Below are 20560 nucleotides of genomic sequence, written 5' to 3'. Positions count from 1 at the left end.
GGGCGTTTGACGACGATTGCGGCGTGGGCGCTTGGACTGTGTGGCTTGTTCGTCATTGTCAGTTGCGTCATCGGCGTGGTGAGAAACTATTCTCCTGTGCCGTTCTGGGACCAATGGGACGGCTCCCTAGGCGGTTACATACGCTTCGCAGACAATTGGTCGGTGCTGTGGGAGCAACACAACGAACACAGACTGCTGTTGCCACGGCTGATTTTCTGGACGGATATTCGATGGTTCGAGGGGCGAAATGTCGTCGATCTCGTAGCGAATCTCGTCTTGCTTGGGGCTTTGGCAGCAACGGTCGGCCGGATCGTATCGCGCGATGTCCGTTTGACGTGGGTCGCGGGAATTGCGCTTGCCGGCGTAATAGCAACAATGGCGTTCTCCTGGATACAGGATGAGAATCTGACATGGGGATTCCAGAACCAGTGGTTTGGCGTCTATTTGTTCGCGATGTTGGCATGTGACGCATTGGCACGTAGCCGTGGCTCACCTGAACGAAGCGGTCAATTTTTGCTGGCGTTGCTATATGGCGTGTTCGCCGCGTGCTGGATGGCTAGCGGCTTGTTGGTGTTGCCGGTGTTGCTCGCTTTTTCGCTTTATTTCGGTCTATCAAAGCAGCGCGTCGCATTGATAGGGCTCGCAACTGCTGTGGTATGGGCTGCATACTTCAGGCACTACGTGTCGCCACCTGTGCACGGCAGCGTGCTGAGCTCGCTACTCCATCATCCTATAGGGATGGCAGAGTACGTACTGCTTTATCTTGGTGCTCCCGTTTGGGCCGCGACGGCACAGCTTTCGCTGGCATATCTGGCTGGTGCCGTTGTTGTTGTCGCGACACTGGTTGGTTTGTGGATCGGGCGTAGCGGTGAGGTTCGTGCGCCCGCATTACTCGCTTTCGCCGTTTTTGTATGCGGCTGCGCGTTCATTACCGCCGGGGGGCGCTTGCCCTTTGGTGTCGAATCCGCGTTCGCGCACCGTTACACCACGTCGTCGCTATTTGCGTGGCTGTCGCTTCTGCTTTACTTCTGGGTCAACGCACCGCGCCCGCAGGCTCGCGCCGTGAATGCCGGGCTATTTGCCTTGGCGCTTGCCACGGTTTTGTCGTATCAGGGTGCAGCTTTCAGGCCGGATCGAGATCAGTTGTTTGCCCGAAAGCTGGCCGGACTCGCGGTGCGAGAGGACGTATACGATAGCGAATGGACACATGCCGTCTATCCCGGCGTCGAAGCGCTTCGGATTACTGCGCAAGCCGCGCAAGCCCGAGGTCTGTCGATCTTCAAGCAATGCTCGCCGGACTATCCGTGCGCGCCGGAGCAACCTACGGCCAGTCGCACGTGTGAAGGCGAGATCGATCTGGTCAAGCCTACTGCCACGCCGGGGCGATATATGGCCAGCGGCTGGATTTTCGATCAGGACGCGAAAGTGCAGCCGAAGGACGTTGTCATAGTCGACGCGCAAAACGACTTGCGCGGTTATGGGATTATCGGCAGGCACCGGCCAGATGTTGATACGGTACAAAAATTTAACGGCGACCGTGTTGGCTGGACCGGTTTTTTCCGTGCCGATGGCAAGACGATTCGCGTCCTGGCGAAACACGGAGATACCTACTGCGCGTTGACCGGCGCAGGCAACGTGCCGGAGCAAGTTGCCCAGTAGCGTGGCGCTACCGTTCGAACCGGACGGCGATGAAAAACCTGAACTGCCGCCCCGATTGAGAAGGGGCGTTTCGCAAAGCTTAAAATGTCGCGTTATCTGACGCGAGCGTGTGCTAGCCCGTGTGCGGCGCATTACCTAAACTCGAGTAATCTGAACGATAGATCAATGAACGATACGCGCATCATTCTCCCAGGCGGCGCCGGCCTCGTCGGCCAGAACCTTGTCGCTCGTCTCAAGCAGCGCGGGTATACGAACCTGGTCGTACTCGACAAACATCGAGCCAATATCGAAGTCTTGCGCAGCGTGCACCCCGACATCACCGTCGAGTACGCGGATCTGGCTGAGCCGGGCGATTGGACTCGTTACTTTGAAGGCGCGGCTGTCGTCGTGATGCTGCAGGCCCAGATTGGCGGCCCGACGATCGAGCCATTCATCCGCAACAATTTGACGTCGACGACTCACGTGTTGGCGGCGATCAAGCAATTTAACATTCCATACACGGTGCACATCAGTTCATCTGTCGTGGAATCCGTGGGCGACGATTTCTATACCGACACCAAGAAGCAGCAGGAAGAGATGGTGCTGGCGTCAGGTATTGAATGCGTGGTGTTGCGCCCGACACTCATGTTCGGCTGGTTTGACCGCAAGCATCTTGGCTGGCTTTCGCGTTTCATGCAGCGCGTGCCAGTCTTTCCGATTCCCGGGAGTGGGCGTTACATGCGCCAGCCGCTCTACGCGGGGGATTTCTGCAACGTGATTATCAGTTGCATCGAATCGCGCATTAGCGGCAAGGTGTTCAACATCACGGGGCTGGAGCAAGTCGACTACATTGACATCATTCGTCAAATCAAGGCCGCTACGAATGCCCGTTGCGCGATCGTGCGCATTCCGTACGGACTGTTCTATGCGCTGTTGAAGGTCTACGCGCTGTTCGACAAGAACCCGCCTTTCACGGCGGATCAGTTGAAAGCCTTGACTGCCGGCGACGAGTTCGAGGTGATCGACTGGGAGGGCATATTCCAGATCAAGGCCACGCCATTTGCCAAGGCGATGCACGAAACCTTCAACGATCCTGTGTACAGCCAGATCGCGCTTGAGTTTTGAAGTAGGAAATAGTGATGAAAGACGAAAAGATCGCGGTGTTGGGCGCAGGCCCCATGGGCCTCGGGGTTGCTTACCAACTGGTTAAAGACGGGCGCAAGCCCGTTATATTCGAAGCAGACGACCGCGTAGGCGGCATGGCCGCATGCTTCGATTTCGGTGGGTTGTCGATCGAGCGCTACTACCACTTCCACGCGATCTCCGATCACGCGTTCTTTGAGGTGCTGCGCGAACTTGGTATCGAAGACCAACTGAAGTGGGTCGAGACCAAGATGGGCTACTACTATCAGGGACATGTGCAGGCGTGGGGAAACCCGATTGCGCTGCTCAAGTTCAAAGGGCTGAGTCTGACGGCGAAGATTCGCTACGGCCTTCACGCGTTCCTGTCCACCAAGCGCGATGACTGGCGTCCGCTCGATCACGTTGAAGCGTCCGGCTGGATTCGGCGCTGGATTGGTGAAGAGGCGTGGGAAGTCCTGTGGCGCCGGCTGTTCGACTATAAGTTCTACGACTATGCGTACAACCTGTCGGCAGCGTGGATCTGGAGTCGCATTCGCCGTATCGGCCGTTCGCGCTACGACTTGTTCCGCGAGAAGCTTGGCTATCTTGAGGGCGGCTCGGATACGTTGCTCGAGGGCATGCGCCGCTATATCGAGGCTAATGGCGGAGAATTCCGTTTGGGTTCGCCGGCACAGAAAGTTGTGATCGAAGACGGCGCAGTGAAGGGCGTGCAGGTCAACGGTGAAGTGCTGCCCTTCGACAAGGTTATCAGCACGATTCCGCTGCCGTATGTCCCGCGCGTCATTCCAGATTTGCCCGCTGACATTTCGGCCGCATTCCAGAGCGTGAAGAACGTGGCAGTGGTTTGTGTGATCGCCAAGCTGAAGAAGGCGGTAACGAATAATTTTTGGCTGAACGTCAACGATCCGGATATGGACATTCCTGGCCTCGTTGAGTACACCAATCTCCGCCCGCTCGACGAACACATTGTGTACGTTCCGTTTTACGTGCCAGGCGAGCATCCGAAATACCAGGAAGCAGACAGTGTTTTCATCGACAAGGTGAAACGCTATCTGATGAAAATCAATCCGGCTTTGACGAGCGACGATTTCATCGACGTTCGCGCGAGTCGTTACCGCTACGCACAGCCGATTTGCGAGCCGGGCTTTCTTGACCGGATCCCGCCGATTCAACTTCCTGTGAATGGGCTTCTGGTGGCCGATACGTCTTATTACTATCCGGAAGACCGGGGTATTTCCGAAAGTATCGGTCTGGCGCGAAAGATGGCGAGGATGCTGTGACGATGCCCGCAGGGACCGCGAAGGGGCGACTGGTGTCGCCCCGTTTCCTCAAATTTTTGCTGGCCGGCGGTGTGGCGGCCGGCGTGAATTTCGGCAGCCGGATCATTTTCAACAACTGGATGCCGTTTACGGCGGCGATCGTACTTGCGTATATCGCAGGCATGATCACTGCCTTCGTTCTGACGAAGCTATTCGTTTTTACAGAGAGTGTTCACTCCACGTCGCGATCCGCGATGTTTTTTACGTTGGTGAATCTCGTCGCCGTCTTGCAGACGTGGGTGGTGAGCGTGGTGCTGGCTTTTCATCTCTTGCCGTGGCTCGGCGTGGTGTGGCACAAGAAGGAGATCGCTCACCTCGTGGGTGTGATCGTGCCGGTATTTACCAGCTACGTTGGCCACAAAAAGTTGTCGTTTCGATCACATTAGGGCTGCATCGGCTAGGCCCGTTGCCTCTTTCTGCGCAACGTTGAAACCAATGAACGCATCGGTCCAGTCACTTTCCACGAAGTGGAGTCTTGGAGGTCCTGGATCGTCCGGTGTGCCGCCTCCAGTTTTCTTGAGAGCGCGAGATTGCGTGACCGCTCAAGGTCGAGCAGATTTGCGAGCGACTCGCTACTTGGGGTAGTTTCACGCGGCATGGAAGTCTTCGTAGCGCTCTTCATGGCCGCCCAACTGTCAATGATCTGCTGTTGATCGTCCGATGCTTTTAGCGTGACGAAGAATTCGATTTCATAGCGTTCTGTGTCGAAAAAATTATCACAGGCGAAGTGAACGAGTCCGGCGCGTGCCAGACTTTCAAACAGGCTCGCGAATGAGCGGGGTGTGAACGTCCAACAGTGCACGTCGTGGTACGTGCCGTTCTGGAACGAATCGGTTGCAGGTGGAATTGCGTCAGCAAATGAATGGCAACGCTCGACCGACTCAGCATTCAACCCAGTATCCCAGGCGCGTCTGGCGTCGACATGGGAGACATTCAACAGATGGTCAAGGATGCATATGGGTTGCGGCACGCGGGCATGCGCAATGTAGGCGCTTAGAACGTCGCATAGTTCCGTTTCGCGGCGTATGAGATCAAAGGTAAAACGCTTATCGGGGACGACGAGTCTCAGTTCTCCCTGCTGATTCAGAATGGAATGTAGTTCCTCCAGCCATGTGATCAGATCGGGGACATGTTCGATTACGTGAGACGCTATGACGTAGTCGACGGTCCTATTCTTCAGGCATTCACGTAATGTTTGGGTGCCCCATACAGCATCGATCTCAACAATCGCGTCGATATCGACTGCGGCGTTGGTCCGATACTTGTTCCTTAAGGACTCGGTATCGGCATGGTCGATGTAGATGACATCGCCCTCTGATTTCGTCACTACAGGACGAAATAGAGGGCCGATTTCAATGCCAGTCAGTTGCTTTAGATTCAGGCCGTCGAGCAATTTCTGCTTGCGATTCATCAACTATTTCCTCGCGAAGTGAGCACTGAATGATGTCGGTCACATGTCTTAACTAAGGCTGATATTTGCGCTTCTAGATGTCCGCTCGATCCCCATGCAAACTGGATACGCCCGGGATCGCCTCGTGAACAGATGTGAACAGCATCGAGAACTAGCTTTGTTACTGGTTTGGGTAAACCCTAGGCACAGAAATATTGCGGCACTCGGTGGCGCGCGGTTGGTCCCCGGTTTCGCCTTCGCCCGCTAACGTGCCCATGATAGTGCCAGACTTTACGAGAAGCGATCTGTTTTACTTGCCTTGCTGGGAGGTTCTCACAAGGAGAGCGTCAAGATGGGTGACTATGAAGCGGAGCCCGGCGAAGGGGAGATCGCCGGACGGGGCCCATTTCAGGTGAGCTTGCAGAAGTGACCGTGCTGGTAGACATAGGCCGAGATAGGCCCTTCAGTGGCGTTGGCGAATCCGGTCCATCCCGCGTCGGGTGAAGCGCTTTTGACCGCCTTGGAAACGTCCAATCTGCGCTGGCCCGACACACCGTATCCAATCGTTTTACCCCCTGCGTCGGTCAAGACGATAAGCAAGGTCTCACGGTCTGGAGTCGTCGCCCAGCCAGTCGCGTGTGTCACACCCTTGTCTGTGGACGTCGCATCGAGATGTCCCAGGCAAAGGCTTTGATCGACCCGGGCGGCATCGAATTTCACGACGCCGGCATCGCGCAGCCAACCGCGTCCGTACAGACCGATTTCATAGTCGGCGGCGAAATTTGCGTTCGCTACAAACCAATCGTGCATCGAAGCTGGATAGATCGCCGCGTCATACTCAGGATGGTCGAGCCCGATTTTTTGACCCAGTACGGCGAGCTTCCATTTGAACAGATAGGCATTGTCTTCGAAAGCCTGGGACTGGTAGAGCGCGGTGAACGTAAGCAGCACAAGCGGGGCGACGGAGGCCAGGAGTCGCGCGCGACGGGTGGTCGCGACATCAAGAACGAGCAGCGCGAGAACGGCAAAGCTGATTACCACCGGCGTGGTGTAACGTCCCGATACTGACGCGCCAAGGCCGAGCATCCATCGGCTATTGGAAGCGCCCATTGCAGACGCAGCGACAAGCCCGTATGACGCTATAAGGAACGATCTGTATGGGGTGATTTGGGCCTTTGCGAATAGCCGTACAGTAACAACTGTTGCGATCGCAAGCGACGCAATGCCGAACAGGGCGGATACCTTCAGACTCCATGTAGTCCAATTCAGGGGATTGGACGGAGTCATCGCGGCAACGGTGTTCCATGCGAAAAACGTCGGATTCCCCATGAAGGCCACGAAAAACTTGAGCCGGGCAAGCGAGGTATGCGCGGCCGCCGGATCGATCGGCAGAACAGGTTTGTAGTAGCCATGGAAATAGATCAGTGCGCACACCGCGCCGCCCGCTGCCACGATGAGAGATTCGCGAATAGGCCGACGCTGCAGAACACCTTGGATTGCCATCACGCCGAAGGCAACGACGCCATTGCCCATGCTTAGCGTGGATGCGACGCAGAAGAGCATCGCCAGCGAGATTCGAAGTGGCCGGTTGTCAGAGCGGGAGAATTGTGCGAAAGCCATCAGCGCGAACAGATAGACAGCAATGCACTGGCTCTGGAAACCCCACTTGATGTTTTCGGCCTGAACCCAGAGCAGCAGGAACCCGAGGATCAGACCACCGACGAGCAGGGGAGGGTGTGGTTCTTTGTGCCCGACTCGATATTCACGCCATAGCACAAGCGCCACTGCGAAGAGCAGAACATAGTTTGCGACAATTGTGAAAACATTACGACCACCGAACAGGACGATGTCCAGCAAAAATAGCACTCGGGAAAATACAATCCGGTGCTCCATGTGCTGAGCCCAGAAAACGGCGTAGTTGCCTTCCGTAAGGTCCTTGAAGAATCCTAGTTCCCCGTCCCATTGGTCCCCATAAGGGATGGGCGAGAAAAAATGATACCCGCCGTAAATGGACGTGGCGACGATCAGGGCGGCAAGCAGTGAGGCCCAAATAGAGAGGGTGCGCGACAACTTATTCTCCGGAAATGGTCGCGCGAGTATGCCATATCGAATCCTCCCCGTTACCTGGGCGTTCGGATCGTGGCGCTTGGGGTGTCGTTACGGTGGCAGATCGCCCCCTCGGGTGAGCCTGTGTATCACACCTTGATTGGACGTCCCTCTCTGGCACCAAAATAACGATAGTGATGAATCGGATCCACGCCAGCGGCCTTGACGTCAGGATTCGCGGCTAGATACTCAGCGGAGTCGAAATCTGCAGGAAGCGGGGCGGCCCGATCAAGTTGCTGGAGACGAGTCGCCATTTCGACAAATTCGCCCGGAATATCGTATCCGCAGTATTTATTCGGAGATCTTTCGCCAGTGAGGATATTCAGCGGTTCCCGAAACTTGATGGCGCCATACATCGGATCGGAACTCAGGGGTGTGTAGTATGCGCAGCCCTCAAAATAGTAATGCGTCACCTGCGACCAACGGGTTTTGGTCTTGTCCGATTGCTTCAGCCCACCATGAAGGAGGTTGGCAAGCCAAATCAGGCTTTGTCCCTTCTTGGGTGTAAAGAGCTTCGGCTCGATACCGTGCTCCTCAACCAAGGCCTCCCACAGTGGTTCAAATGTCTGCTGATTCCGCGAACTAGGGGTTTCTACGGAGCAAACACCAAGATGCTCGTTCGTGTAAATCGGCCACTTATGCGATCCTGGGTAATAAATCAGCGGGCCGGCGTCTTCATCAATGTCTTCAAGGGCGGTCCAGACGCCGCACATGAAACGTTCCGGAACCGAACTGAAATGTACCGAATCACTATGGTAATGCTGCTGAGTGCCCACAGGGAAATTCAGCGTCTGAAACGGCCATGCCTGGCGACCGAACAGGTTGCTGAGAAGCGAGATGACCTTGGCATTCGATGCTAGTCGGCGCACGTTCCCATTATCTTTCCACGCGTCGATGACGCGCAGGCTATCGCCAGCGTCGTATCCTTTGGAAAGCCAATAATCCCAGTCATACTTGTGCACCAGATCCTGTTTGATCTGGTCCGCTACTGAGTCGAACTCTTCGTCAGGAAAGTCGATGACAGCGAAGCCGTCACGGTAAAGGTCTTCTGCAACCCGGCGCGTCTCGTCATCAAACCCAGCTGCCGCAATTCCCTTTTTGAAGAACGGGCTTTCGATAAACGGGACCCCGGGCAATAGATCGTTATGAATTTTCATTGGTCGAATATAGTGTTGATGTTTGTGTCGCTCTCAGGCCGTAATCATACCGCAGGCTTCCCGAAACACATTCCGTATCCGGGCGGCTGAGTGTCAACTGATGCCCACACTATTTAAGTGGACACTGGGTTCCCGAACCCCCCTCAGCGCAATTCAATGCAGGATGGCCCCGCGTTGCTGCGCAACGAAGCGGAGTTGATTTAGCTCGATCCGTTACGTCAGCATGTGCGATGCGGGGCATGACGTGCACTTATCCGCGAAGATAAGGATCAGCACGGTGCATTCGCCGCTTTGATCAAGAGCGCCGAAGGCCCAAGCGTTTTTGTTCTACTTTGTCGGCGGCAAAAACAGGTTTGGTGCAATGGATTGAGGATCAATGCGTAGGGCTTCGAGGACGACACGTATGTTCCTGCGCCATAGACCGTTCGTCGATGTTGTCAACTTCATTTGTTTTACGCGCAACGCATCTGTCTTGCCTGATGCCATCGCCAGGAAGTCATTGTTCGACTGCACGAGTGGTGACAAAACGAAGCCTGTTTCCCCCATTGATGGAATGTATCGGAACCGGAAAGTGCGGTCGTCTGTTAAGGTCAATTCGATGAACACTTCAGGCAATTTGTAAAGGCCGAGTGCTATTTTGCCGAGCACTGTCGGTTGCATGTCGATCTTCGCGATCAAGATTCCATCGCTTGGCGGAACTGCAAGCGGGGTGTTGATTGACGTCTCCATATCGGCCAGAGGTGTCAGCTCCGACGGGATGGGTGCTTTTCTACGAACCATATGCAGATAATTTTGATCCGGGTTCGTGAGGGAAATTCGGTCGACTATCGAATAGCGGCTGAGCAACTCGCGCCAACTCAGCGCATCTTCAATTGACGGTAACCGATGATCAATGGCGATGGCCGTGAAAATGACGTTCTGTGGAGCGTTGGCGCCGATCAGATGTTCCGCATTCAACTGATCAAGTTTCGGTGTGTATGCTGAGTAGCTTTGAATGATCGGCCGCGGAGCCCATTTAATGTCGTTCGCAAACAGAATGTCCATCCGAATCGGATAAACGTCGGCTGTCCCTGTAATACTGGGTAGCGGCGTCTTATCACGAATCCCCTGTTTCGTTGCAGCGAACATTTGGGGAAACGAATCAAGTCCAGTTATGCGTCTAGCGAGTGTGTCGAATAGCGGCTTATAGACGTCATGCGGTCGTTGGAACACAAGGTCGCGGCGAAAGTCTGGCATTGAATGCTCAATCACACTCCACCCAGACAGCGCCACCAGAGCGATTACGATCCCTTGTCTGACGGGTACCATTGGTGCAAGTGACAGTCCGGCAGCAAGAAACGCCGCAGCTGCGATGCGCGGATGCATGTCCTGACGCACAAACCCTGCCTTGAAACACACGAATAGATAAAAAACAAAGCTCGCAATCGCGATTGCACCTAACAGGCCGCGTGAGCGGCCCACGTAGAAGTAGAAAGCCAGAACACAGAGGGATGCCGCTATGAGCCAATGATAGACCTGCGAGACATGCCCTTCTATAGACATTGCCTCGGAATACCCCGAGATGATCGGAGTTTGGGCAAGGAAGAATTGCAGTAGCCCGTCAAGCGGTTGGCCAGTCCAAACCCACCCAGATACCATTGATAAAAGTGCTATCAGAACAATCGCTATTGCCGTCCTGAGATGCTGCCCACAGACGAGCATGACGGCTGAGAGAGCGAGTTCGACCGCCACAAGTCCAGAAAAGCTCGCCTTTATCAGTGGCAGGATTCCGATCGACATTGATACTGCGCTGACGAGCACCGCAGCCGATGGGGTCATCTTGATGCGCGCGATGCTACCGGGAGGTAGGCTTATACGAAACGCGATCAACATCAACAAAAGCGGAGGCGTCATCAACGTTGCATCCCGTACCCACGATTCGGCTCCTAGCAGCGGAACCAGCAGGAGCAGCAGCGGCCTATCTTTAAAGCTAAGCAGGGCAAAGCCAGCACAATATCCGATCGCAATAATCGCGCTCCCGATGAGTGCGATTGGGTAGGTTGCGGGATGATATAGCTGGGTATAGACCGAGGCAAACGGACCAAACGTGAAAATCACGTCTCGCCCAAAAACGAGATGATTGGCGACAGCCTCATTTAGTGCATATGTCCAGACCTCGACGCTGCCCATGGCAGGTCCAAAGGGCATGATCGATAAGCCTGCGATAAGTAGCGATAGCACCGCGAGGATTTTGATCGATGCTCGCAGGCTCAGAACTGCGACTTGTTTTGTTTGTTTGATTGTGTCGCTCATGTGTGTCGTGGACGGAGAGGGGCAGCGCGAATAGTAACAAAATGGTTGTGTTCCAAGATAACTACCGCTACGCGTGCCCCGCCATGCAACGGACGGTTTGGATGTGCCGAGCGGCGCCAGGGACGTCCAGATGCCGACGATGAATTGCGCGATCCGGTCGGACGTGTTCAGCACAGTGGCTCAGAGCGAATGATTGGAAGCGCCGACGTCGATGGCGGCGGTTGATCGCCTAGGATTGTCGTGTGCAGATGCGAGGAAAGGCCGAAACGGCAAGTGCAACGCATACCTTCGACCAACCGGAGATGAAGATAGGGCTTATGCACGAAGCACCGATTCACCCGAACGACGACATGTTCCACGGTTCGCGCGAGCACTACGCGGATATATCTTTGCCACCCGTCGCTAACCCCGAGTAACAACATTCGCCGTATGCGGATGCGGTCTCAAAGCGTAGTAGTCGAAGAAATGCTGCTGCCACAGCGCGCAGACCATATCCATCTGTTCGATAAGATCCGATCCAAAAGCATGGCCAGAATCTGCAGCGTCGATTCTGGCTTGCATGCGATCGAACAGCAATCGCTCGAAATCGTTGTTGCAATAGCCCTTTATCTGCTCGTGCGTGAACGGATAGGCCACAACGTCCAAGCCTGCATGAGTCGATACGAAAGTGCTAAATAGGCGCTCGACAATGAACGGCAGAAAGGGCGCGGGATCCGTATGGCTCGTCTCCGCCATGACGTTTCGCGCCGCGACGTGAGTCGGCTCAGACTCCAGAAATTCGGCGATCGGCACCAGAATGCCGCCTACATAGCGGTCCCAGAACTGCTGGGATCCCACCCAGAAATTGCTGTAGGCAAGGTGGCGATAATCATGTCTCGGCGTCTCGCCAAGTGCCCAACCCAACTTGCAAGCGTCTATTAGTTCTTGCGCCGCACGGGTGAGACCAGGATGAGCATGCTCGCCCTGCATCCAGACGTTATACGACCAATAGGCAATCTGCGGAAATGGATTGATGAAACAGACGTCCGCGTCAGCATGTGCTTGCACGAATTCGACGAAACGGGCGCCTGATATCTTTGCCTTCAGATTGAACTTCGGCGAGAACAGTCCCGTGAAGTCGTGGCGTAGATGAACCTTGTTGCGATACATGTCGATGAGGATCCCGAACTCACGCCACTCCGGTCGTGCATTTCCCGCTCGCGCGAGGGGAATGAACGCCGGATCGGCGAGTACCTGATCCTTCGCGTAAAGCGGTTCGTAGATCGCAACGCTCTTGTTCATACCTGGCCCACGCGCTCCACACAATAGCGTTTCAGGTCGCCGCGCCACTTCAGATAGGTGAATGACGCATTGGGGACGGTGAAGCTGGGGTAGCGCGTTTCGATAGGAATGTCCAGCAGGTGCTGCAGCACCACGCTAATGGGTCCGCCGTGTGCAACTGCTGCAGCCAATCCCGGTTCGGATGCGTGGGGCAGTACTTCTTGATCGACCCACTCGCGCACGCGATCGGCCATATCCAGATGCGACTCGCCGCCTTCATAGCGATTGGTGATGTCGTAGTTGAACGTCGGATGCGCGGCGTTAAAATCAGCTTCACGCCACGTGGCATAGATGCCGGGATTGGTCTCGGCAAGCCGGGAGTCGAGCTTCATCACCGCTGAATCACCAAAGACGATCTGCGCTGTCTCATGGGCACGCCGCCACGGGCTGCAAAAGATAGGGGACGGTTGATAAGCAAACCGCTCCAGTGTCTTCGCAAGCTGTGCGGACTGCGTTTTACCGAGGTCCGTGAGCGGATCCTGGTTGGTCGAAATGAGCAGTCCTTGCGCATTTGCGGTCGACTGGCCGTGCCTGATCAGTAGAAGGTCCATAGTTCGGATTGAGTCGACTAGATTGGATTGTCGCTGGTTAAAAGTGTCATTAGCATTTGCGCAGGTGCTGCAAGCCCAAACCGCTGGTGCACATCGTCGAACGCATTGCGTTTCAGCGCCTGTCGCAACTGGCTATCCTGATACATCTGTTCCATCGCTTCAGCCCACTCGTCAGGTGTATTGTTCACGAGATAGCCCGTCACGCCGTGCGTCACGGCATCTTCGTAGACGGGACTTTTCGAATAGATGCCTGGAATGCCGAGGCTGCCATAGTCGATGTATTTGATACATGACTTGCAACTGTTGAAGAACAGCGCTTCAGGATCTTCCCGGCCGCCAAGCGGAACAACCGAGAACAGATAACCCGCATCGCGGATGGCGGACTTATAAGCCGCGTTATCGAGAAAGCCCTTGGCCGCCAAGCGTGGAATCCGGGACATCTCTGGAAATCCATCGCCCCAAAATTCCAGCGACACTTCCGTATGCCGGTTCATGAAGTCCACAAGGACCTTGAAAAAGTCTTTCCTGAAGTGGACAAGCTTGATGCCGTCAGTGTTCGAAAACATGATCTTTGGCGGTTGGGCTTCTCGCCAATCGCCCGGATCCGACGGAATAGCGCTGTGATCAAACCCATTGGAAATGATGGACACAGACGAACGAATACGCTGCAATTTACCGCGCAGCGCGTCGTTGGACACTGTTGCTACGGAAGCATGTCGCAAAAGCCAGGTGATGTTCGCCAGCAGATCGTCGTTCAGATCCGTGACGCTGTACATCGGCAAATCAATGATCCAGTCATCCATATCGTAGATCGTTCGCAGGCCTAGATCGTTGGCCATGCGCATTAAATCTACCGCCCGGTTGGAGGTATGCTTGTTGAACAGTACGGCGTCAAAACGTCTGAGCTGTCCGATGGTAATGTCGCCCTCGACAATTTCCTCCCATTCGATCATGCCAAGATTGGCCATATAACCGAGCAGGGGACCAAAGCGAGCTGCAATCGACCTCGACATCAGTTTGTCGTGTGATAGCGAAACTCGCTGCACCACCAGTAATCGTGGGATTCTTGGCATGTCAAATACTTTCTCTTGCTAGCATCTCGGCGAGTTGTGGTCCAATGGTTGAAGCTGAATGCCGGTCCAGCACACGCTCGTACGTTTGCAAGATTTTCGATTCACGATCCGCATCGGTCATTGCGTCTTGGATCGCGTTTGCTAATCCTTGTACGGAATCGGTGGGCGCATACCAGACACCGTCTGCGAAATGCTCCCTCTGCCAAGGGCCGTCTCCAATGACGAGCGGTTTGCGCATGATCGCGCCTTCCAGGCTCGACCGTCCTGGCGGATCGATGCTAGCCTCAACCAGCACTGCGCAGTTGGAAATGATTGAACGCAGGAGCGCACTGCATGGCTGCACGAAGGGCAGGAAGGTGATGCCAGCGTGTGCTTCCTTGACGCATTGGCGGTAATACTCGTCGTCTCTCGCGCCGCCGACGAACACGCCTTCGAGCTTAAGCTCGTTCAATGCCCGGATCAATTGCAACTGGTTCTTGATCGGCTCAATCAGGCCGAGACATAGCGCGAAGTTAGTCGCATTGCAAATAGTCGACAACAGATCGTTGTCGGCCGGAGCGAGAAAGCGATTGGAAACGCATGTCGGAACCACCAGAAGCTTGTCGTCCGGTACGGGGACGTATTGCGTAAAGTTGACGAGCTCTGCTTGTGATTTGAACAACAGCTTGTGCGCATCACGCGTGATTTCGACAATTCTCGCAACTTCGTTAGAGGTCGGCGCGTCGGTCCACCAGACATTCGGCCAAAGAAAGACACGCTTGTTCTTAAGTTTGGCTTCCCGAAGAATGGCCTCTCCATCGGCGTGTACCGAGAAATGGATGATGCCGTCGTAAAAACTGAGTGGCCGGCTGCCGATTCCGTAAATGTCCGTATGAACACCGGAGGCTTTCATGATTTCGGCGACCTGTACGAGCTCGGACTCGCCTCCGCCGCTCACAGTGAATGCTGTGCTGTACGTGGTGAGCAGGAATTTCAAACCCGTCATGTCGTTCTCCTGGCCGCAAGCTGTGTGAACAGATTGCACCACACTTCATCGCTGGTCTTTAGAAGGATATCCTTGGCGCGATTCAAGTAGCTTTCGCGCGACTGCGTGGCCTTGTCCCCAGTGACATCGACCAGTTGCGCGAGCAGCGCTGCCCATGAGTCGGCCGGCGCGTCATCCGGCAATATGCTTTCGGCGAGACACAACTCTTCGGCCGCTGTGCCTGCGCGCACGAGTACGGGCTTCCCGTAATGCATCGCTTCCAGTACGGGCACGCAAAATCCCTCGTGACGACTGGTCACCAACAGAACGGCTGACCGTTCGAAGCAATCGAGCAGATCGCAGTCATCCAGCGTGCCTTTGAAATCGACGTGGTCGAGTACGCCGAGTCCGCGAGCATAGTTAATCAGATATTTCGAGTAGTCATAGTTCGGCATGCTGCCTACAACCGACAACGTTGAAGGCACACCGAGGTTGCGTAGTCTGTGCAGAATCTCGATACCGTCTTCGATCCGCTTGTGTGGAACGACGCGGCCCACCATCAGCAGTTCGGCGTTTGCGGACGGTGCGCTGTGCGAGTCCGGATTGCGGCTGAAGGCGGGCATGTCGGCGAAGACGGGCGGGACAACTTCAATCGATGCATGTCCAGCTACGCCTTCAAGCGCTTGCGCGGAAAAATGCGAGTTCGCAACGAGTAAATCGAAGGCCGCGAGGGCGGGTAACTGGGCGAGCGCGTCCTGGCACAATTGAGCAGTGCGTGGTTCGAAAGCGCGCAGCAGTTCTGGATCTGTTACGCCATGAAAATAGCCAATCTTCCTGCACTTCAACTTTGTTATCTGATCCAGGCGCGGATCAAAAATCGAATAGCTCAGGAAGAGAACATCATCGGGCTGAACCGCGGAAGATAGCTCGCTGAGAGGATGCACTCTCTCATTCGCGGCATCGTGGTTCTGTGCGTACAGTTCTGCTGCGAAGCCAAGCCGCCTCGCCGCTCGAGCCACGCCGAGGCAATGGTTTCCAACAGCGTCACCGCTGAAGATGTCTGGCGCGCAGATCAGCACTCTCATGGAGACACCACTCCCGCTTTGATTTCCGCCAGTCTGTCGGCGTACGCACGAGCGACGGCCTCAATGGAATAGTCGCGGAGAATACGCGCCTGGCCGGCCTTGGCCACGCGTTTCCGGCGGTCTTTGTCTTCGAAGGCCGTACGGATCTGTTCCGCCGCGGTCGACACGTCGGGATCGCACCAGTATTGACCTTCGTGAAACAGATAGTCGCCTGCGCGCAAGGGGACGAGATCTCCGTCCACAAGAAAGGAGGTCTGCTCGTCGCAGAAATCCACATTCCCCGAGAAGTTCGTTACTACGACAGGCTGTCCCAGCAGCATGGCTTCAGCAATCACGCGCCCAAACCCTTCGCTACGATGGAGCGAGATATAAGCGTCGCATGCGGCCATGAAATCGACCGTATCCTGACGGCTCAGCCGCTCTGAGACGATACGGATTCGAGCATCCTGTGCAGCGAGTTCGCACACGGCGCGCCATGTCGGATCGCTGTCTCGCACATTCATCGCTTTGACGATCAGGCTGACGCCGGACGTCTGGGCGCCAAATGCTTTCTGAAACGCATGGATACCGGCGATTGGATTCTTTCGCGTCAGCCACGAGTTGCCGTCGAACATCAGGTAGAACAGGAACTCGTTGGACGGTAAGCCAAACCGGCTACGGTCGGGATTCACCGGCGCAGGCATGCTCACTGCCATCGGAACGTGATGGACCGCCGTGTCCGCTTGTCTCGCGAACGCCGATTGTACGAAACGGCTTTGCGCCCAAATTTCGTCGACGAGCCGATGAAGCTTGCCGAACGCACTCGGCCACTGCGGCAATTCCCACGGCCATGCGCCGATCTTGTACGTGTCAGCCTCAATGAGGTTGCGTCCGCCCTCGAGCGAAAGTCGCAGCATTTCGGGCGGCGGCAGGCAAAAGACGCTCAGCCCATATTTGAGGTTGACGCTTAGCAGATGGTCGACAGACGTATCGAGTTTCGCTGGACCTGCCATCGGCGCATTGATCAGCGCGCATGGGATCGCGGAGAGCCCAAGGGCCTTCGACGCCATTCTTGCGTCTTCGCCGAGCCCGAGCACGCCCTGCGGAAATCCGACGATGTTGACCCCGAACGGGCGGGCGCGCCATGCGCGCTCAATCGACATAACGTATTGATTGCCGCCGCCATCAGAATTTTCGCCAGCCGTGGCAAGGGAGATCGAACACAGCGTTGGATATTCTTTTCTGCCGTGGTTTTGCCACCAGCTCACCAGCGCGGTTGCGCCGGCCCGTGTGCTTGTGTCAAATGCCGCTGTCAGGTCAGCGCGGTCCCGTCGGATCGATTCAAGGAATTTGGGGACGGTGGCCGCACCTGTTCCGGGGGCCGGCTCTGATGCAAGCAAAGTCGGCAAGAGGGCATTTGTCGACCATTGGATAACCGGGTACGCGAACTGTCCCTCGCTATCCCACCAGGTCAGTGCGGCAAGGCGTCCAGTCAATGTTTTCAGATCGAACGCTTGCCGCAAATCAGCCCGGTCGTGACAGATCAGATTCAGGAAGCGCGGAAGAGGGATTCCCGTGGCGTTATTGGCGTCCTCCGGCTCAAAGAGACGCTCAGGCACGCCTGAAAGTATCCATCTGATGCTCGGGTATTGATCCTTTCTGTGCTCGCGCCACCAGCCCAGAAATGCGATTCGACCGGCGAACGTGTCGAGATCGTAAGCTTGCCGCAAATCGGCGCGTTCGTTTCTGATGAGGTGCAGCAGACGCGGGCACGGCACTTCGTCGACACGACTGCTTTCGTGTGTTTCGAGAAGCGCGTGAAAGATCTCTGCCGGGGACCAGGCGATCCTCGGGTATTCGACTTGACCGCGCTCTTGCCACCAGCTCACGCACCCCAGTCGACCGGCAACGGTAGTCAGGTCGAAAACCTGTTTCAAATCGGCTCGATCTTCGACGATCACCGCAAGAAACGCAGGTAAGTCGAAACCACTGGGCCCGTCGATATCGGCCGGTTCGAGCAACGTCGCGGTCAGATTCTTTCCGTCCAGAATGCTCGGCGCCGTGCTCTTCAGCCAATATGCAATGCTTCGGGGATATTCCGAGATCAGCGTTGCGTTGTCGAGTTGCTCGACATACGCAAGATCTTGCGATCTGGGTTTCCAATCGAAGTCTGGATAATCCGTACGCGCGACTGATTCCCACCACAGATACAGTGCGATCCGGTCGGTAAGCGTCTTGCAGGAAAACTCAGCAAGGTCCGCGCGAAACTTGAGCAGGAAGTAAACGGCGCTGGGCAACGCGAATCGCTCACTCTCGGACGGGTGTCGTGCTTGATCCAGCCACTCGGTTGTTTTTGTCATTTCTTTACTGAATCAGATCGGCGACTCGGGAGGGCCACGCAAAGGAGAAGTCCTCGTGTTCCAACGTCAGGTTCGGCGAGTAGCATGGGTCATTCAACAAGAAATCACCCCAGCGCTTCTGCACGTACGCGACTTCCCGATTGAATCGGGCGATCTTCTCCGGATTGTCTTCGTATCCGCGAGTCGCAGACTCGTGGTGATACAGCTCGGCATAAGGGGTCCACACATTGCGATACCCCTCTTTGCGAACGCGCAAGCAGAAGTCGACGTCGTTGAACGCGACCTGTAGTTGTTCGTCGAGCCCACCCACCTGCTTGAAAATCGATTGCCGTACCAGGAGACAGGCAGCGGTCACGGCGCACATCGAACTGCGCAGCAGCGTTCTCGAAAAGTAACCCGGCTGAGGCTTGGCGCTATGTTTGTGAGAGTGACCGGCAACGCCGCCGACACCGATAATGACGCCGGCATGCTGCAGCGTGTCGTTCGGATAGAGGAGTTTCGCGCCGACACAGCCCACGCCCGGTTGCAGCGCGACCGATACCATTTCACTCAGCCATTCCGGCGTGATGACTTCGATATCGTTGTTCATCAGGCAGACGAAATCGGCTGTGCTTGCAAGCCCGACGCGATTGTTCAGTGCCGAGTAGTTGAACGGGGCATCGTCCCGCTTCACTGTCACGACGCCATCCGCCTGCAAGCGGGCAAAGAGTTCGTGCGTTGCCGGCTCGACTGAGCCGTTGTCGATGATCGTGATGCGAAAGTTCTGGTAGGTGGTCTTTTCGCGAATCGAGGCCACACATTGTTCAACCAGACGTGCCGCGTCGCGTGTCGGAATGATGATTTCGACAGACGGTTGTGCGTCCGGGAGGTCGTAGCACACTTTGTTGTAACCACTTGCCCCAGGGGCCGGCTCGACATGGCCTTTTACGCCCGCTCGCTGCAAGTGCTCGTCTATGGCACGCATTGCCGCGATATGTGCGTACGGCTTGGCTTCATGCGTGGCTGCCGTGCTTTGCGGGTGAACGCGCCAGTGATAGAGCACGCGCGGAATGTGATGAATCGCACCTTCGCCGCAGTAGTCGAGGAATCGCAGCGCCAGATCGTAATCCTGCGAGCCGTTGAACTCGTCGCGGAATCCGCCGATTTCCCGCATGACCGAAGCACGGTACACGCCGAAGTGCGTGATCATGTTCTGGCTAAGGAACAGGTCGTAGTTGAACGCCGGCTTGAAATACGGTTCGGAACGTACGCCGTCCACTGAAATCTTGTCTTCGTCCGAGTAGATCAACGCGGCTTCGGGGTGATCGTGAAGTGCCTCGGCGACACAATACAGCGCGAGCGGATGGAGTTCGTCGTCGTGGTCCAGAAGGCCGACGAAATCGCCCGTAACCAGTTCGAGCGCGCTATTGCTCGCAATACTGATGCGGCCGTTCGTGGTGCGGTAGGTCACCTTGATGCGAGGATCTTTGCGAGCGTACTCCGCCAGCGTTTTGCGAACGCTCGGGTCGGACGAGTTGTCGTCCGCGATGCACAATTCCCAATGGTCGTACACCTGGTTGATGACCGAATCGATTGCCTTGCGAAGCCAGCGCTCCGGCGTGTTGTAGGTCGGCATCAGCACGCTGAATAGCGGCTTGTCTTGCCAGCCTGACGCACGCTTGCGCAGCGCGGTATAGGCGGAACGCTGTGGCTCGTGCGACTTGATCCATTTCGGATAGTCGCGACGGCCGTCGGCCACAGGCGCCGGTGTGTTGGTTCCAACGTTGGATTGCGCAGCCAGCATGCGGCGTGGCCGATGAAGAACGAACGGCACCTCACGCGCCAGAAGTTCAATGTTGAAATTGCTGATGGAGAAGAGCCCGGGCTGGGCGATCGGATCCAGACGTAACGCGTTCGTGGTGAAGGGCAGCAGCAGATCTTGCTTGACCGTGCCGTCCGAACCGACTGTCATGTAGATAGCCGTTGCTTCGGACATGCCGTGACCTGCGTCGTAATAAAGGACGCAAGGCGATGCCGGCAGCTTGTCAGTCTGTAACTGGAAGGAGACCCGGACATGTCTGCCCACCATCTTCTTCCAGCCTTTGATCCAGAACTGCGGATCGTTATTGATCGCTAGCCACGGAAAAGCCGTACTCGACGTTTTTTCAACGTTCTTTAAAGGACGCAACTGAAATTTCATATTC

The 20560-nt window shown here is 55.8% G+C and carries 15 protein-coding genes; 4 read left to right on the top strand and 11 right to left on the bottom strand.

Annotation, left to right across the window (positions count from 1 at the left end):
- The first annotated feature begins 6 nt into the window (after positions 1 to 6).
- The 4 genes from PQQ95_RS02945 (at position 7) to PQQ95_RS02930 (ending at position 4486) form a co-directional block, all read left to right on the top strand.
- Complete coding sequence (locus tag PQQ95_RS02945; RefSeq protein ID WP_408434757.1) at positions 7 to 1659, top strand: M48 family metalloprotease; 1653 nt, start codon at positions 7 to 9, stop codon at positions 1657 to 1659.
- Between the two features lie 165 nt (positions 1660 to 1824).
- Positions 1825 to 2763 carry an NAD-dependent epimerase/dehydratase family protein gene (locus tag PQQ95_RS02940; RefSeq protein WP_408434755.1) on the top strand — a complete coding sequence of 313 codons (939 nt, stop codon included), beginning with the start codon at positions 1825 to 1827 and terminating at the stop codon, positions 2761 to 2763.
- A 14-nt stretch (positions 2764 to 2777) separates the two neighbouring features.
- Positions 2778 to 4061 carry an NAD(P)/FAD-dependent oxidoreductase gene (locus PQQ95_RS02935; protein WP_408434753.1) on the top strand — a complete coding sequence of 428 codons (1284 nt, stop codon included), beginning with the start codon at positions 2778 to 2780 and terminating at the stop codon, positions 4059 to 4061.
- A gap of 2 nt (positions 4062 to 4063) precedes the next feature.
- Positions 4064 to 4486, top strand: a complete 423-nt coding sequence (locus PQQ95_RS02930) for a GtrA family protein (protein ID WP_408434751.1) — start codon at positions 4064 to 4066, stop codon at positions 4484 to 4486.
- Positions 4487 to 4497: 11 nt separating this feature from the next.
- Here the strand turns inward: PQQ95_RS02930 and PQQ95_RS02925 are convergent, their stop codons facing one another.
- The 11 genes from PQQ95_RS02925 to PQQ95_RS02875 all read right to left on the bottom strand — a co-directional run bounded on the left by PQQ95_RS02925 (position 4498) and on the right by PQQ95_RS02875 (position 20556).
- The gene (locus PQQ95_RS02925) at positions 4498 to 5511 is read right to left on the bottom strand and encodes a methyltransferase domain-containing protein (protein ID WP_408434749.1); all 1014 of its coding nucleotides are present in this window, start codon (positions 5509 to 5511) and stop codon (positions 4498 to 4500) included.
- Positions 5512 to 5898: 387 nt separating this feature from the next.
- Complete coding sequence (locus PQQ95_RS02920; RefSeq protein ID WP_408434747.1) at positions 5899 to 7560, bottom strand: hypothetical protein; 1662 nt, start codon at positions 7558 to 7560, stop codon at positions 5899 to 5901.
- A 125-nt stretch (positions 7561 to 7685) separates the two neighbouring features.
- Complete coding sequence (locus tag PQQ95_RS02915; protein WP_408434745.1) at positions 7686 to 8753, bottom strand: phytanoyl-CoA dioxygenase family protein; 1068 nt, start codon at positions 8751 to 8753, stop codon at positions 7686 to 7688.
- A 327-nt stretch (positions 8754 to 9080) separates the two neighbouring features.
- Positions 9081 to 11045: a hypothetical protein gene (locus PQQ95_RS02910; protein ID WP_408434744.1), complete on the bottom strand. Its 1965-nt coding sequence runs from the start codon at positions 11043 to 11045 to the stop codon at positions 9081 to 9083.
- 402 nt (positions 11046 to 11447) lie between these two features.
- The gene (locus tag PQQ95_RS02905) at positions 11448 to 12326 is read right to left on the bottom strand and encodes a hypothetical protein (protein ID WP_408434742.1); all 879 of its coding nucleotides are present in this window, start codon (positions 12324 to 12326) and stop codon (positions 11448 to 11450) included.
- Complete coding sequence (locus PQQ95_RS02900; RefSeq protein ID WP_408434740.1) at positions 12323 to 12916, bottom strand: histidine phosphatase family protein; 594 nt, start codon at positions 12914 to 12916, stop codon at positions 12323 to 12325. Before PQQ95_RS02900 ends, PQQ95_RS02905 begins: the two co-directional genes overlap by 4 nt.
- 17 nt (positions 12917 to 12933) lie before the next feature.
- Positions 12934 to 13989, bottom strand: coding sequence for a glycosyltransferase (locus PQQ95_RS02895; RefSeq protein ID WP_408434738.1), 1056 nt, complete (start codon positions 13987 to 13989; stop codon positions 12934 to 12936).
- A 1-nt stretch (position 13990) separates the two neighbouring features.
- Complete coding sequence (locus PQQ95_RS02890) at positions 13991 to 14974, bottom strand: glycosyltransferase family 4 protein (RefSeq protein WP_408434736.1); 984 nt, start codon at positions 14972 to 14974, stop codon at positions 13991 to 13993.
- Complete coding sequence (locus PQQ95_RS02885; protein ID WP_408434734.1) at positions 14971 to 16038, bottom strand: glycosyltransferase family 4 protein; 1068 nt, start codon at positions 16036 to 16038, stop codon at positions 14971 to 14973. The genes PQQ95_RS02890 and PQQ95_RS02885 overlap by 4 nt, the downstream gene beginning before the upstream one ends.
- Positions 16035 to 18377: a glycosyltransferase family 4 protein gene (locus PQQ95_RS02880; protein WP_408434732.1), complete on the bottom strand. Its 2343-nt coding sequence runs from the start codon at positions 18375 to 18377 to the stop codon at positions 16035 to 16037. Before PQQ95_RS02880 ends, PQQ95_RS02885 begins: the two co-directional genes overlap by 4 nt.
- A gap of 4 nt (positions 18378 to 18381) precedes the next feature.
- A complete protein-coding gene (locus tag PQQ95_RS02875; RefSeq protein WP_408434730.1) occupies positions 18382 to 20556 on the bottom strand; it encodes a glycosyltransferase family 2 protein in 2175 nt (724 codons plus the stop codon).
- Between the last annotated feature and the right edge of the window lie 4 nt (positions 20557 to 20560).

It is taken from the genome of Paraburkholderia caffeinilytica, from assembly GCF_046030355.1.
In the GTDB taxonomy this organism is placed as follows: domain Bacteria; phylum Pseudomonadota; class Gammaproteobacteria; order Burkholderiales; family Burkholderiaceae; genus Paraburkholderia; species Paraburkholderia caffeinilytica_B.
Note: the sequence above shows the minus strand (reverse complement) of the source record. Positions and strands in the feature narration are given on the sequence as shown.